Annotated in this window: 15 protein-coding genes; 6 read left to right on the plus strand and 9 right to left on the minus strand. The window is 59.6% G+C overall.

The window, feature by feature from the left end:
• Positions 1-38 precede the first annotated feature (38 nt).
• The gene (locus tag DESLA_RS0114430) at positions 39-1097 is read left to right on the plus strand and encodes a hypothetical protein (protein ID WP_156932981.1); all 1059 of its coding nucleotides are present in this window, start codon (positions 39-41) and stop codon (positions 1095-1097) included.
• 24 nt (positions 1098-1121) lie between these two features.
• On the opposite strand, the gene DESLA_RS0114435 is transcribed toward DESLA_RS0114430, so the two are convergent.
• Positions 1122-1475 carry a DVU0772 family protein gene (locus DESLA_RS0114435; RefSeq protein ID WP_035261878.1) on the minus strand — a complete coding sequence of 118 codons (354 nt, stop codon included), beginning with the start codon at positions 1473-1475 and terminating at the stop codon, positions 1122-1124.
• 221 nt (positions 1476-1696) lie between these two features.
• Positions 1697-1903 carry a hypothetical protein gene (locus DESLA_RS0114445; RefSeq protein ID WP_028573016.1) on the minus strand — a complete coding sequence of 69 codons (207 nt, stop codon included), beginning with the start codon at positions 1901-1903 and terminating at the stop codon, positions 1697-1699.
• A gap of 257 nt (positions 1904-2160) precedes the next feature.
• On the opposite strand from DESLA_RS0114445, the gene DESLA_RS0114450 reads away from it, so the two are divergent.
• The 4 genes from DESLA_RS0114450 to DESLA_RS0114465 all read left to right on the plus strand — a co-directional run bounded on the left by DESLA_RS0114450 (position 2161) and on the right by DESLA_RS0114465 (position 6465).
• Positions 2161-3201 carry a response regulator gene (locus tag DESLA_RS0114450; protein WP_028573017.1) on the plus strand — a complete coding sequence of 347 codons (1041 nt, stop codon included), beginning with the start codon at positions 2161-2163 and terminating at the stop codon, positions 3199-3201.
• Positions 3198-5294 (plus strand): ATPase, T2SS/T4P/T4SS family, encoded by a 2097-nt coding sequence (locus DESLA_RS20695; RefSeq protein WP_084032099.1) that lies wholly within the window; start codon positions 3198-3200, stop codon positions 5292-5294. Before DESLA_RS0114450 ends, DESLA_RS20695 begins: the two co-directional genes overlap by 4 nt.
• Positions 5295-5368: 74 nt before the next feature.
• Positions 5369-5692, plus strand: a complete 324-nt coding sequence (locus DESLA_RS20700; protein WP_035261882.1) for a hypothetical protein — start codon at positions 5369-5371, stop codon at positions 5690-5692.
• 5 nt (positions 5693-5697) lie between these two features.
• Complete coding sequence (locus tag DESLA_RS0114465; protein WP_051434904.1) at positions 5698-6465, plus strand: HD domain-containing protein; 768 nt, start codon at positions 5698-5700, stop codon at positions 6463-6465.
• Between the two features lie 96 nt (positions 6466-6561).
• Here DESLA_RS0114465 and DESLA_RS23230 read toward each other — a convergent pair whose 3' ends face one another.
• Both DESLA_RS23230 and DESLA_RS0114475 read right to left on the minus strand, forming a co-directional pair.
• Positions 6562-6720 carry a hypothetical protein gene (locus DESLA_RS23230; RefSeq protein WP_169732636.1) on the minus strand — a complete coding sequence of 53 codons (159 nt, stop codon included), beginning with the start codon at positions 6718-6720 and terminating at the stop codon, positions 6562-6564.
• 51 nt (positions 6721-6771) lie between these two features.
• A complete protein-coding gene (locus tag DESLA_RS0114475; protein WP_028573019.1) occupies positions 6772-7401 on the minus strand; it encodes a LexA family transcriptional regulator in 630 nt (209 codons plus the stop codon).
• 199 nt (positions 7402-7600) lie between these two features.
• Here DESLA_RS0114475 and DESLA_RS0114480 point away from each other — a divergent pair, with 199 nt between their 5' ends.
• On the plus strand, positions 7601-8710 hold the full coding sequence (locus DESLA_RS0114480) for an aminotransferase class I/II-fold pyridoxal phosphate-dependent enzyme (RefSeq protein ID WP_028573020.1): 1110 nt from the start codon (positions 7601-7603) through the stop codon (positions 8708-8710).
• Between the two features lie 48 nt (positions 8711-8758).
• On the opposite strand, the gene DESLA_RS0114485 is transcribed toward DESLA_RS0114480, so the two are convergent.
• The 5 genes from DESLA_RS0114485 to DESLA_RS0114505 all read right to left on the minus strand — a co-directional run bounded on the left by DESLA_RS0114485 (position 8759) and on the right by DESLA_RS0114505 (position 12849).
• A complete protein-coding gene (locus tag DESLA_RS0114485) occupies positions 8759-10270 on the minus strand; it encodes a glycine betaine uptake BCCT transporter (protein WP_028573021.1) in 1512 nt (503 codons plus the stop codon).
• A 47-nt stretch (positions 10271-10317) separates the two neighbouring features.
• Entirely contained in the window at positions 10318-11115 is a 798-nt protein-coding gene (locus tag DESLA_RS0114490; protein WP_028573022.1) for a universal stress protein, read from the minus strand.
• Between the two features lie 271 nt (positions 11116-11386).
• Positions 11387-12331: an ADP-ribosylglycohydrolase family protein gene (locus tag DESLA_RS0114495; RefSeq protein WP_028573023.1), complete on the minus strand. Its 945-nt coding sequence runs from the start codon at positions 12329-12331 to the stop codon at positions 11387-11389.
• Positions 12332-12334: 3 nt separating this feature from the next.
• On the minus strand, positions 12335-12616 hold the full coding sequence (locus DESLA_RS0114500) for a CopG family antitoxin (RefSeq protein ID WP_028573024.1): 282 nt from the start codon (positions 12614-12616) through the stop codon (positions 12335-12337).
• Complete coding sequence (locus DESLA_RS0114505; protein ID WP_245590072.1) at positions 12613-12849, minus strand: BrnT family toxin; 237 nt, start codon at positions 12847-12849, stop codon at positions 12613-12615. The genes DESLA_RS0114500 and DESLA_RS0114505 overlap by 4 nt, the downstream gene beginning before the upstream one ends.
• Positions 12850-12857: the final 8 nt, after the last annotated feature.

A 12857-nucleotide genomic window follows, 5' to 3' on the forward strand; every position in this document is an offset into this window, starting at 1 on the left:
AGAGACGGGGTTGGAAGAATGTCAAGGGAGGCTCTCAAATGACAGGCTGGATAAGGGTTTATGCGTCCCAGCTGGATTGTTCGGGGACCAGTTTGTTCTGGGCCGGTCCTCCTCCCGAGGAGTTGTGCCGGTCGTTGCTGGCCGTGGGGCAGTTGGACCCCGTCCTGGTCCGGGTCCAAGAGGACCGGGAAGGGCAGAGGAATCGGGAAGGCCGGAAGGACGGAGGAGGCCAGGGGGAGGGCGGCTACAGGCTGTTGTCCGGATACCGCAGGGCGACCTTTCTGGCCCAAGCGGGCCGGGAAATCGCGGCGAGGTGTCTGCCCGGGCCGGGATCGCCGCTGGAGGACGGACTGCTCTACCTGCACGCCAATATTCATCGGCCCCTGGACGAATCCATGCGCGTCCAGGCTCTGCGGTATTTTCAGCCGCTGCTTGAACCGGAAGAGCTGACCCGGCGCGTTGCTCCCCTGCTGGGCGTCCCGCCTCGCTCCGGGATGTGGCGAAAGTATCTCACCTGGCTCGAATTACCCGCGTCCTGGGACGATCTGCTGTACGCCGGCAACGTCCCCCTGGCCGCGGGAACGACTCTGGCTACGCTCCGTCAAGACGAACTGGAAGCGTTGCGGCCGTATTTTACGGCCTGGAAATGGTCCCAAGGCCGGGCCGTTCAGTGGCTGACCCTGCTCAAGGAAACGGCATTGGGCCGCGGGTGGTCCCTGAGCCAGGCCCTGGAAGCCGCCGCAGCCCAGCAGGTGCTGGAAAGCGGTCTCGCCCCCCAGGACGCCCTGCAAAATCTGACCACTCAGGCCAAGGCACTCCGCTATCCCCACCTGGACCGGATGGAACGCCGCTTCGCGGATCTGGCCAAACGATTTTTCGGCTCGTCCCGCTGGGACATCACCCCCAGCCCGAACTTTGAATCCGACACCGTGGAACTGCGTTTGCGGGCCCGAAGCGTCGAGGAACTCCGGGCCGGGGTCCAGGCCCTGGACCAGGCCCTGGACCGGGCCCTCGGAACGAGCGCGACGCCGGAGAGCTCCGGGGACTCTTTGGAGGGACTGTTTCGGATCAGCCGGGAGGAGAGAGCCGGACCGTGACGTTCGGTCTCTTTTCTCCGAACGTTACTTCTTCTCCAACTCGGTCGTCAGCCATTCCTTGATTTCCGGGCTCAGCTCGTGAATCCCCTTCAGTCCGCCGATGGACTCCAGGTACCGCTTGGCCAGATCCTCGGGCAGCCGTTTCTCGCACAGGGTCGTGGAGCCGTAGTTGGTCATCTTCATCAGCACCACCTTAGGCTCCTCCCAGGTGTCGATAACGAAGTAGATCGAGTACTCGTTCGAGCCCCGCACGGGCTGACGCATGGCGTCGTGCCAGTTGTTGTTGCCCCATTCCAGGAACATGGTCACCGCGTCCTCGTGGATCATGTCCCAGTTGACCTCGTTCAGCCACACCTTGCAGGCGTCCAGATCGCTCATGCTCATTGCCCCTTTGCGGTTTGGGTTGTGTCTTGGGTTATACTTGGGTTGCGTGTTCGACTACAATCAGTTCGTTCACCGGAAAATCCAGCTTCGCGGCCCGCCCACCGGCTCCCCCCTTGGGAAGGCCCGCGCTCCCAGAGAGGAGCACCGAGAGGAGCACGGCGAGCAGCGCCGCCAGGAGCACTGCAATAATGCCTTACCGATCTCTGATCGCTTCCTCAGCCGTATTGCCTTCCCGGCTGCCCCTGAAAGAATTCGTTGACCGCCTGGCTGACGTAGAGTTTGACCTCTTGCTCGCCTTCCTCCAGCAGAACGTTCGACTCGGCGAACAGGCCCAGATCCTCGGCCACGTCCTCCCAGTGTTTTTTCATTTTCGCGATATCGGGATCCCCGACATCAAACCGCCTGATGGCTACCCAAGACATGGTCGCCTCCTTTATTGTTGTTGGTTGGTGTACACGAATAGGATCGGCCCGAGTGCGCAATGTGCGTCATGGACGCACATTGCGTCGCGAGCCGCATCGAATCGCCCAGCAATAATTGCCCCCATGGTTCAAGTCAATTTTGTTGCATTTCTCCCTGCCCGAGGCTATGCGTCGAGGTCATGTCGGGTTGCTTTTCTCAGGATGCAAGCATGTTGAATGGTATTCCGGTAACGCTGGATGGAACGGATGGAGTTGAGATGGAATCAAGGACCGTGGAGGAGAACAAGAGCGAATACGTCGGGTCCGTTCTCCTGATCGAACCCGATGCGGGCATGGCCCGGGCCATGGAGTCCGAATTGGCCAGGGGCAAGTTCGCCGTCCGCGTGGTCCGGAGCCACCTCGGGGCCTTGGGAATGATTGAGGATCTGCGAGAACCGCACGTGGTGCTCGTCCCGGCCGAAGCCACGGATATCGACGGGTTTGATTTCGTCCACCTGGTTCGACACCGCAACCGCTTCCTGGGGCAGTGCCTGCCGATCATCATGGTCGGTTCCGGGGACAATTTCGCCAGAATTGCTCGCAGTGACGATGGCGGGATCGACGATTTCCTGTTGCGTCCGTACTTTCCTGGAGAACTGGCCTGGCGGGTGCGCAAAGCCTGGAAGGTTCTGGAGAAGCGGCGCCAATCAGCCTCCCTGGAATACATGGACACGTCCTCCGGCATCCTGACCCCGGCCGGGCTGAAGCGCGCCATCCATGAGGAGTTGAACAAGTCGTTTCGTAAACGGGCCTGTTTTTCCCTGGCGGTGATCGCGTTTCATCGCTTGGAAGACGTGCATCTGAACTACGGGCTGATGATGGCCGAATGGATGGAGCGGGACCTCTCCGTTAAAGTCCGGCTTTCCCTACGCAGTTACGACCGGTTGGGCAAAATTGAGTTCGGGAGGTATTGTGTGCTGGCCCCGGACGTGGACCGGGAGCACCTGCAAATGCTGAGCTATCGCCTGAGCGAACAGGTCAGGGATTGGAACGAGTCCGTGTCCAGGAATTCCCATATTCGCACACCCCTGGAGCCGAAAATCCGCCCTCTGACCGTTCTTCCCCAATTTGAACCCCACCATCTGACCAAGGCCGCGACCTTGCTCTGGGACTGGGTAGAGCAGCATGAAGGCCATGTGGATATTCCCCGGGCCGAGTTTTCCGAAATTGCCCTGACCCCGAAGGTCGTCATGGAACGTCTTTTACCCGGCTTTTCATCCGGCAGCGGTATTCCGCTCGACCATCCGCAACGCCCATGACCGTCGCCCCGACCTCCCCATTGCAAGGCGAAGTGTTGTTTCGCCAAGGACGCTTTCAGGATGCGGTGCAATCCTTGCTGGATGAATATCGTGGAGGCAGGAAGACCTTTGCGGTAACCACCCTGCTGATCCAATCCATGCGTGCCCTGGGGCAGCACCGGGAAATGGCCGACTTTCTGGCCAAGGCGGTGATGGAATCCTCGCTTTCCATGCCCGAGCAAGCCGCGCTCTACTATCAGCTGGGTCAGGCCTTGTTCCAGGCCAAGGACATGACCCAGGCCAAGCAGGCTTTTTGGCAGGCCCATCGGCTGAACCCGAACCATCCGGGACTGGCAGAAAAATTGAAAGCCATCGGCCATCGGGAGCTTCGGCCGCAACACCGCTACAGCCTGTTGGTGTCCCGTGGCCTGCTGACCGAGGACCAACTCGCGGAAATGACCCAGGCCGCCAAGGATGCCGGCGAGGATCTGGACCAATATCTGCTCAGGGAAGTGAAGCTGGACAAGACCGTGCTGGGCGAGTCCTTGTCCGCGTTCTACGAAGTGCCCTTCGTGCCCTTTGATCCGAATGTCGACGCGCCCTTTGAACTGCTGGAAAAACGCAAGCTGGACCCGGATTACCTGAAACGTTCCGGCTGGACCCCGCTGGCTGTGGACGGCAACTCCATCACCGTGTTGATGGCCAACCCTTTTGATCACGCCCGGCTGGACGAGATCCGGTTCATTTTCGGCACCAGCCGGATCGAGCCCAAGGTCGCTCTGGCCTTGGACATCCAGGGTTTCATCGACTTGTTCTACCGCAGCCTGGGGTCCGAAGAACTGATGGAACTCGGGGACTCAATGGAGGCCCAGACCGACGAGGAACTTGAAGCGGACCTGGACGAGGAAACCGGGGTCTCGGACTCCGAGGTCGTGCGCCTGGTCAACGCCCTGCTGGTGGAAGCCTGGCGCCGCAACGCCTCTGACATTCACATCGAGCCCGACCCTCAGAATCGCTATTGCACGGTGCGCTTTCGGATTGATGGCAGTTGCCACGAATTCCGCAAGATCCGCGCGGGGATGGCCAAGCCGCTGATTTCCCGGGTCAAGATCATGGCCCATCTGAACATCGCCGAGCGTCGGCTGCCCCAGGACGGCAAGATCAAGATGCGCCTGCCCGAACTGGGCAAGATTGTCGAATTCCGGGTGGCCATCCTGCCGACCATCGAGAATCACGAAGACGTGGTTCTGCGTGTGCTGGCCTCGGGCAAGCCCTTGCCTTTGGAACGGCTGGGCATGTCCGACGAGAACCTGGCCAAGTTCAAGTCCTCGGTTTACAAGCCCTATGGGCTGATCATCGTGGTCGGGCCCACCGGTTCCGGAAAAACCACGACCTTGCATTCGGCCATCAGCTACATCAACACCCCGGAGCGCAAGATCTGGACCGCGGAGGACCCGGTGGAAATCACCCAGGAAGGGCTGCGCCAAGTTCAGATCAATCCGAAAATCGGCCTGGACTTCGCCACCACCCTGCGCTCTTTCCTCCGGGCCGACCCGGACGTGATCATGATCGGCGAGATGCGCGACGCGGAGACCGCGCACATCGGGGTCCAGGCTTCGCTGACCGGGCACATGGTCTTTTCCACCCTGCACACCAATTCCGCGCCCGAAACCATCACCCGTCTGCTGGACATGGATCTTGACCCCTTCAATTTCGCGGACTCCCTGCTCTGCGTCGTGGCCCAGCGCCTGATCAAAACCCTGTGCCCCCAGTGCAAGGAGGCCTATCGTCCGGACAAGCAGGAGGTGGACGACCTGGCCAAGGAGTTTGGGCCGGGCTTTGAGCAGTACATTCCCATGTCCCGGGAAATCTCCCTGTATCGGGCCAAGGGCTGCGGGCAGTGCAACCATGGGTACCGCGGCAGAACGGGGGTCCACGAACTGATGACCAGCTCCACGCAGATCAAGAACCTGATCAAGCGCCGCGGCCACACGGAAGAAATTCGGGACCAGGCCGTGGCCGACGGGATGCTGACCCTGAAGCAGGACGCCCTGCTCAAAGTGCTCCAGGGTTTCACGGACATGGCCCAGGTGCGCTCGGTCAGCGGATGGTAAGCAAACCTTTCAACGAATCAGAATCGAAATTCGCGGCCGAACAGCCGTGGATAATCTTGAGGAGAACGTCGTAAATGGAACTATCGTCCGTCGTTGAACTGCTTTTCACGGCCCAGGGCCCGTCCGAATGGGCCCACTGGCCCTTTGGCCCGTCGTTTGTCGGAAGCTGGCTGAACATGCTCACGAAGTTCGTCTTCATCGGCCTCGTGCTGGCCTTGATGATGTACCTGCTGCGGTATTTGTTCGGACCCGGCGGTCCCATGAGGGATGAAGGCCTGGACGCATCCCCTGATGAGCAGGTCCTTGAGCAGGCCTTGGCCGTGTTGCGCAAACGGATGATGGAAGGGCGCATCGAACCCGAGGATTTCGAACGGGCCAGGAAACTCATGGAGCAGTGACCGGCATGGACATGGAAGCCCCAGTCCTTGCCTTGGTGGGCTTTGCCCGGGAACATTTCCCCGCTGATGCGCAAGACCGGGCCAACATGGCCCTCAAGCTGGATCACTGCCTGCGGGTCTTTCAGGAGGCCGAAACGATCACGACCCGGGAAGGCCTCTCCCCGAACGCGACCCGCCGGTCGCTGTGGGCCGCCTTGTTCCACGACGTGGGACGGTTTCCGCAGTACGTAGCCTATAAAACCTTCGACGACCGCAAATCCACGGATCATGGACGTCTCGGGGTCCGGACCCTGAAGCGACGCAGCCTGCTGGAATCCCTGGACGAACAGGACCGCAAAGCCGTGCTGACGGCGGTGATCCTGCACAACAAGCGCTTCTTGCCCCCTGATCTGCCGGACCAGGCCGCGGTCCCGGCCCGGGTGGTCCGGGACGCGGACAAACTGGACATCTTCCAGGTGATGCTTGAACATCTGCGTCCCGGCGCATGGAACAACCCGGTGGTCACCCTGGGATTGCGCGACGAGCCCGGCGTTTGCACGGATGCGCTGGTGGACCAGATTCTGGCCCGAAAACTGGGCGACTATGCCAGGATGCGCACGCTCAACGACTTCCGGCTGCTGCTGTGCAGCTGGGCCTTCGATCTGAACTTCCCCGCCTCCAGACAGGCCGTTCAAGAGCGCGGCTACCTGAACGAACTTCTAGACGAACTCCCGGACCTGCCCAAAATTCGTCGCGTGCGGGAAACCGTGCTTTTTGCTTTGGAACGGAAGTAATCGCCGTTTCAGGGCCGGAACCGTCTCTCGCCAAATAAAAACACTCCGCCCAGCATGGCGGCCGGAGAGCAGCGCTGTCCAGACGCCACGCCGCGGCTACAGCAGATCGTTGATGTTGATGGGCTTGCCGCAGTTTGGACAGCGCATCAGTTTGGTCATTTTGGCCCGGGGTTGATACAGGTGCCGGATGCCCTTCTTCGTGATCACATACGCCACCATGACCGGATGACCGCATTCACAGAACCGCTGTTGCATTGGAATGTCTCCTTGTGTTTACAAAAGTAAATCAACAGGGCAAAAAAAATATCAGGCGTAGCTCCGACTGCTCCACAGAACCCGACCAATGACCCGCAACGTCTCGACCTCGTCGCCCTGCAAGGTGACCGGCTGATAGCGTTGATTGGTGCTGTAAAGCGTAATCAGGCCGGGACGGGCCTGGACTCTTTTGATCTGCAACACGTCCGCCAAGCCGACCACGTAGAGGTTGTTGTTCAGAACTCCGGTTTGGCTTTGATCAAGCAGGATGCTGTCGCCGGGTTCCAACTCCGGAGACATGCTGTCGCCGACCACGTCCATGACCACCATGTGTTCCGGCCGGCCTTTCCTGGCGACCCATTTCCGATCAAAAGGAATTTCATCGACGATATTGTCCCGCACGTCCAAGGAACCGATGCCGGCGCAGGCCCTGGCCGAGACCTTGGGGATGTATCGGGTCTTGTGCTTGTCGGCCTGATACACCGGTCCGATTCCGGTTTTCAGCCACTCCGGATTCACCCCGAACATGCTGGAAAGGGTCAGTGCCCAGCCTTTGGGCACGCCTCGCGTCTTGGCCAGGGTGATGGCCGGGGGTTCGATGCCCAGGAGGTTGGCCAAGTCTTTTTGGCTGCCGATCTCGGCGACCTGGGATGCGCGTTTGAAGAAATCGTCGAATTTCATGGGGTAGCCTTGGGACGGACTGTTTACAAAAGTTAACGACTTGTCAAGCCCCTAGGCATCCTCCATGATGAGCTATCATTTTCCAGCAGATGGGAATTGTTTGAGAAAGGAGGGAACACTCGTGGCGATTATTTCCAAGGACAGATTGGAAGTGATGACGTTGCACTGGAAAAGCTACTTTGATGAGGACTGAAACGCTATGCACCTGAAACCTTTTCGATTGGAGCGATATTTCGCCAAATATGAATTCACGGCTCCATTTCTGCTCTGTACCTCGGACAGCGAGAGCATGTCTCTGGGCGAACTGCTGGCCATGGAACCCGATGCCGAGCGGCGTTTCCAGGCGCTTTGGCTGGGCTACACGGAATCGCTTGGCGATCCTGAACTGCGGCGCGAAATCGCGGCGCTGTACGACACGGTATCCGCGGAGCATGTTCTTGTTCACGCCGGGGCTGAAGAGGCGATCTTCAACTTCATGCATGTCGCGCTGGAGCCGGGGGATCACGTCGTCGTGCATGCGCCGTATTATCAATCCCTGGGTGAGGTGGCCCTGAGTATTGGCGCGCATGTCGTCCCGTGGCGCGGCGATCCGGAGCGGGGCTGGGCCCTGGAGATCGACGACCTCGTGCCGCTGTTGACCCCGCGCACGAAATTGGTGGTGGTTAATTTCCCACACAATCCAACGGGCTTTCTGCCGTCCGCGGCATTTGTCGGGGAACTGGCCGCGCTGTCCAAACAGCATGGCTTCATCACCTTTGCCGATGAGGTCTACCGGGGCCTGGAGCTTGATCCTTCCCGTCGCTTGCCGGGCTTCGTGGACCTGGACGAACGGGCCGTCTCCCTGGGGGTGATGTCCAAGGCCTACGGCCTGGCCGGATTGCGCATCGGTTGGATTGCCACCCACGACAGGGAGCTGTATCGGAAAATGGCCGCCTTCAAGGACTACACCACCATCTGCAACAGCGCTCCCAGCGAGTTTCTGGCCGCCTTGGCGCTACGCAACGCCGCTGGGATCATCCAGCGGAACCTGGAAATCGTCCGCTCCAACCTGGATACTCTGGACGCCTTTTTCGCCGAACATGCCCGCTGGTTCGACTGGCAACGACCTCCTGCCGGTACGGTGGCCTTTCCGCGACTGAAAGGCACCGATGTGGACAGGTTCTGCGCCGATCTCGTGGAGCGGGCCGGGGTGCTGTTGCTTCCGGGAACACTGTATGAGCCGGGGTTGAACCATTTCCGGGTCGGATACGGTCGACGCAACCTGCCTCAGGCCTTGAACCAACTGGCTTCCTATCTGGCGACATCCTGAAGCCGGGCTGAAACCGCGCTGGCCGGGCCTTTTTGGTACAGCGACATTTCACGTTGACGTCTCGACGTATTGCCGCAATCGGCTCTCCCGTGCTTCGGAGGCCAGGGCCTTCCAGATGTTGTAGCACATGAACAGCAGGACGAAGTTGAACGGCAGGGCTGCGGTGATGGCCATGCGTTGCAGGGCGGTCAGGCCTCCGGAAACGAGCAGGATGGCGGCAACGGAGGATTGGGTGATTCCCCAGGTGATTTTCTTGGCCAGGGAGGGGTTGGGCGATCCTTTGCTGGTCATGATGCCCAGGACAAAGGTGGCCGAGTCCGCCGACGTCACGAAAAAGACGATCAACAGTACCAGGGCGGCGTTGGACAGGATCAGCGCGCCGGGAAAATGGTCGAAGACCAGAAACAGGCCCGTGGACACGTCGTTTTGGACCGCCATGCCGATGTTCGTCCCTTGTTCCAGCTCCAGGAACAACGAGGCCCCTCCGAACACGCTGAACCAGACAAAGGTCAGCAAGGTCGGCACCAGCAGGGCTCCGCTGACAAACTCCCGGATGGTCCGGCCACGGGAAATCCTGGCCACGAAGATGCCCACGAAGGGCGACCAGGCGATCCACCAGGCCCAGTAGAACAGGGTCCAGTTCTTGTACCATTCCTGTCCCAGGAACGGATTCACCGCCAGGCTCATTTCCAGCACGTTGCCCACGTATCCGCCGATGGTGTCGGTAAACACATTGAGAATGTACGAGGTCGGTCCGGCGATCAGCATGAACAGAAGCAGGACAAAGGCCAGGAGGATATTGGTCTTGCTCAGGGTCTGAATGCCCTTGTCCAGGCCCACCGCGGCGGAAACCATGAATAGAAGCGTCGTAACCAGGATGATCAGCAGCGTGTAGCCGGTGGAGGAAGGCAGGCCGTAGAGGTGTTCCAGGCCGCTGTTGATCTGGATCGCGCCAAGCCCCAGGGAGGTGGCGATTCCGAAGATGGTGGCGAAAACGGCCATGATGTCGATGAAGTGGCCGATGGGACCGTAAATACGGTCGCCGAGCATGGGATAGAAGCAGGAACTGATCAGGGGCGGCATGCCGCGACGGAAGGAAAAATAGGCGATGCCCAGGCTCATCACGATATAGATCGCCCAGGGATGCAGGCCCCAGTGAAAGAAACTGTAGCGCATGGCGAACGTCGCCGCCTGTCCGGTTTCCGGCTGGATGAATTCCGGCGGGTCCATGTAGTGACTCAGGGGTTCGGCCACGCCCCAGAAAATCAGGCCGATGCCCATTCCAGCGGCGAACAACATGCTGAACCAGCCGAAGTAGGTGTACTCGGGCTTTTCATGATCCCGCCCCAATTTGATCTCGCCGTATCTGCTCAAAGCCAGGACCAGGCAGAACACCAGGAAGAAAAAGCCGGAGAGCATGTACGCCCAGCCGAAATGGGCGATGATCGCCCCGTGGAGGGCGGCGGAAGTACGGTCCAGAAATGCCGGATCAATCACCCCGGCAAGAACGAACACGACGACAATGACCAACGAGGTCAGAAAGACCTTGTCTTGGAACATACGAGACTCCCATCTGTTGGGATGGTTGGCGGGCTTTGTCAATACAGTCAGGGAATCAGCAAAACGGAACTGGACACCCCGGATGTGACCCGAGAGCAGGTGGAACCGAGCAGTTTGGAAGGGAACGGTTCATTGAGTCGCCCCAGGACGACCAGATCGGCCTGGATCTGCTCGACGACATCAATGATGTGTTTGGCCGGTGAGCCGATCCGGGAGATCAGGGCGACTTCCTGGAAGTCGTCCGTGAATTTTGCGCGCAGCTCATTGAGCAACATTTCGACGTTTTCCCTGCGCAGCTGCTCCGTGTCCGGGTCAGAGGCCCGTTCGCCCACATGGAGGATGGTCAGCTTGGAAACGAAACGGCCCAGCATGCGCACATACAGCCAGACCCGGCTCGCCGCTTTGCGAAAGTCCGTGGCAAAGACAATATTGTGAACCTTCTCTGTCCGGACCAGCACCGGGCGCTGTTTGTGAATGAAGACCGGAATATCGGAAAGGCGGATGACGTCTTCGGTCGTGCTCCCTAATAATGACGAAACCAGGACGTTCTTTCGACTGGCGGGCAGGTAGATCACGTCCGCGGCCAACTCCATGGCGGTCCGGGTGATCTCCGAGGCCACATGACCTTGCGTGACCACGGACTTGGCCTGGATGCCCACCTGGTTCAGCTCGTCGGCAAGGTGCGCCAATCGCGACTGGACCATGTCCTTGTCGCCGAGCCCGGGGTTCATCACATGGACCAGAACAATCTCCCGGCCGCCGAATCGTTCGATGAATGATGAGCGGATCTTTACATCAGTGAGGGATTCGCTCAGGTCCACCGGCTGCACAATTATTTTCAGCATCGCACTCCTCTGGCGGATCGGATCACGTTTCTGGAAACGGGTATCCAAAGTCAGCCGACCGCCCTCCGGATCAAAGGAAATATCAAGGCGTGTGGTACCTACTCAGCTCATTTTGTATCCGCCCTTGCTCCGGCAATCGGAGTCGGGGTCGCTATCGGAATCGGAATCGGAACAGCAAAAATTTTGAACGCTTCCCAGCGTTTTCGATCCCGATAGCGAAGCGCCGATCCCGACTCCGACCCCGACAACGGCGTTACTCTATGCTGAATAGTTACGGCGTGTGGAGCAACTGTTCGGCCAGTTCCAGGGCATCCACGGGCCAGTAGATTTCCGGACGGGGACGGCGCACTCCGGGTAGGCCCTCCTGGGGGCGGCAGGCGAGGACGGTTTTGGTCCATCTTTCCGGCACGGCGCTCAGGCCGTGGACCGCGCCCAGCAATGCCCCGCAGATGGCGGCGTTGGTGTCCGTGTCCCCGCCGCGCATGACCGTGTCCACGATCCCGTCTTCCAGACTTGGGGCGTTGAGCAGCTGCCAGACGGCGTTGCCGAAGGCGATGAGCACCCAGCCCTGGTGATGGAGATAATCTCTTGGCGGTTCGTTGATGCAGGCTTTGATCACACGGAACAGGAGCGGGTCGGCGTCCATGTCCTGGGCCCATACGAGCATGTCGACGACAAGTTCCTTGGGATTGGCTCCGGTGGCAACGGCACGGGCAATGGCCATGGTGAAGAGGGCGTTGACCTGGAGACAAATCGGGTGGGGATGGGTCAGTTCAGCGTCTTGGACGGCCCATCGGGCCACCTGGCTCAACTCGAATCGCGAACCGAATATGCCCAGGGGGCTGATGCGCATCAGGGCCCCGTTGGCTTGGCTGTCCTGATTTGGTTCGCCGGTCAGTCCGGCGGTGATGGTCGCGCCGCGGGAGAAGGGGGCGGAGCGTAGCCAGTCGAGATAGCCCCGGTTCGCGGCCCCGGCGTCGTAGTCGCGGCGGGAAACGAGCATCCTGGCCAGGGCCAGGGCCATTTCGGAATCATCCGTGGGTTGGCCCGCGAGGGTGTCGTGCGCACCGCCGTCGGCCATGTCGCGCACCCCGTCGGGATACGCGCGCTGGATTTGCTCCGAGGACTGAAATTCCACCAGGCTTCCCAGCGCGTCGCCGGCCAGTTGCCCCAGCAGGCATCCCTGGGCTCGTTCGATGATATGTTTTGCCCGCATGTTTTACCCTACTTCCTTCAGTCTTCCGGAAACGAGCTTGTGCAATGCCCCTGAGATGTAGGTCTGGTAGGGAATGCCTTCACGCGCGGCTCGCATCCGTAAACGTTCCAGGTCGCGAGAAGATATTCGGATATTAATCCGTTTATCTTTCTGGAGGGTTCTGCGCGCTGAGGCTTCCAGTTCCTCTTTCTCTGCTTCCAGATTGGGAATTCTCTGGAATTCTCCACGTTCAAAATCTCGAAGAATCTGTTCTTCCTCCGCATCAAACTGCATCGTATCGGTCATGACAGATACTCCTTTGTTGCTTTGCGACTGGGGATGACGGTTTTCAGAAACCTGACGCCACTCTGTTTGATGTACGGAACCAGCCAGACATAACCGTCCATGTTCAAAATGATGATGTTCTGGCGAGGATAGCGATCCCGGTTAGGATGCCGGATGACGTCCAGTACCTGACCGTTCTCAATGCTGACCACGACATCCTCGAAGCTTATGCCTCGTGTTTGTTCGAGAAACACGTTTTTTT

The sequence above is a fragment of the Desulfonatronum lacustre DSM 10312 genome, from assembly GCF_000519265.1.
Classification (GTDB): Bacteria; Desulfobacterota; Desulfovibrionia; order Desulfovibrionales; family Desulfonatronaceae; genus Desulfonatronum; species Desulfonatronum lacustre.

Excerpts from the sequence above, each read along its gene's own strand:
- DESLA_RS0114430 (WP_156932981.1), top strand. The coding sequence starts at position 39 with ATGACAGGCTGGATAAGGGTTTATGCGTCCCAGCTGGATTGTTCGGGG.
- DESLA_RS0114435 (WP_035261878.1), bottom strand. The coding sequence starts at position 1,475 with ATGAGCGATCTGGACGCCTGCAAGGTGTGGCTGAACGAGGTCAACTGG.
- DESLA_RS0114445 (WP_028573016.1), bottom strand. The coding sequence starts at position 1,903 with ATGTCTTGGGTAGCCATCAGGCGGTTTGATGTCGGGGATCCCGATATC.
- DESLA_RS0114450 (WP_028573017.1), top strand. The coding sequence starts at position 2,161 with ATGGAATCAAGGACCGTGGAGGAGAACAAGAGCGAATACGTCGGGTCC.
- DESLA_RS20695 (WP_084032099.1), top strand. The coding sequence starts at position 3,198 with ATGACCGTCGCCCCGACCTCCCCATTGCAAGGCGAAGTGTTGTTTCGC.
- DESLA_RS20700 (WP_035261882.1), top strand. The coding sequence starts at position 5,369 with ATGGAACTATCGTCCGTCGTTGAACTGCTTTTCACGGCCCAGGGCCCG.
- DESLA_RS0114465 (WP_051434904.1), top strand. The coding sequence starts at position 5,698 with ATGGACATGGAAGCCCCAGTCCTTGCCTTGGTGGGCTTTGCCCGGGAA.
- DESLA_RS23230 (WP_169732636.1), bottom strand. The coding sequence starts at position 6,720 with ATGCAACAGCGGTTCTGTGAATGCGGTCATCCGGTCATGGTGGCGTAT.
- DESLA_RS0114475 (WP_028573019.1), bottom strand. The coding sequence starts at position 7,401 with ATGAAATTCGACGATTTCTTCAAACGCGCATCCCAGGTCGCCGAGATC.
- DESLA_RS0114480 (WP_028573020.1), top strand. The coding sequence starts at position 7,601 with ATGCACCTGAAACCTTTTCGATTGGAGCGATATTTCGCCAAATATGAA.
- DESLA_RS0114485 (WP_028573021.1), bottom strand. The coding sequence starts at position 10,270 with ATGTTCCAAGACAAGGTCTTTCTGACCTCGTTGGTCATTGTCGTCGTG.
- DESLA_RS0114490 (WP_028573022.1), bottom strand. The coding sequence starts at position 11,115 with ATGCTGAAAATAATTGTGCAGCCGGTGGACCTGAGCGAATCCCTCACT.
- DESLA_RS0114495 (WP_028573023.1), bottom strand. The coding sequence starts at position 12,331 with ATGCGGGCAAAACATATCATCGAACGAGCCCAGGGATGCCTGCTGGGG.
- DESLA_RS0114500 (WP_028573024.1), bottom strand. The coding sequence starts at position 12,616 with ATGACCGATACGATGCAGTTTGATGCGGAGGAAGAACAGATTCTTCGA.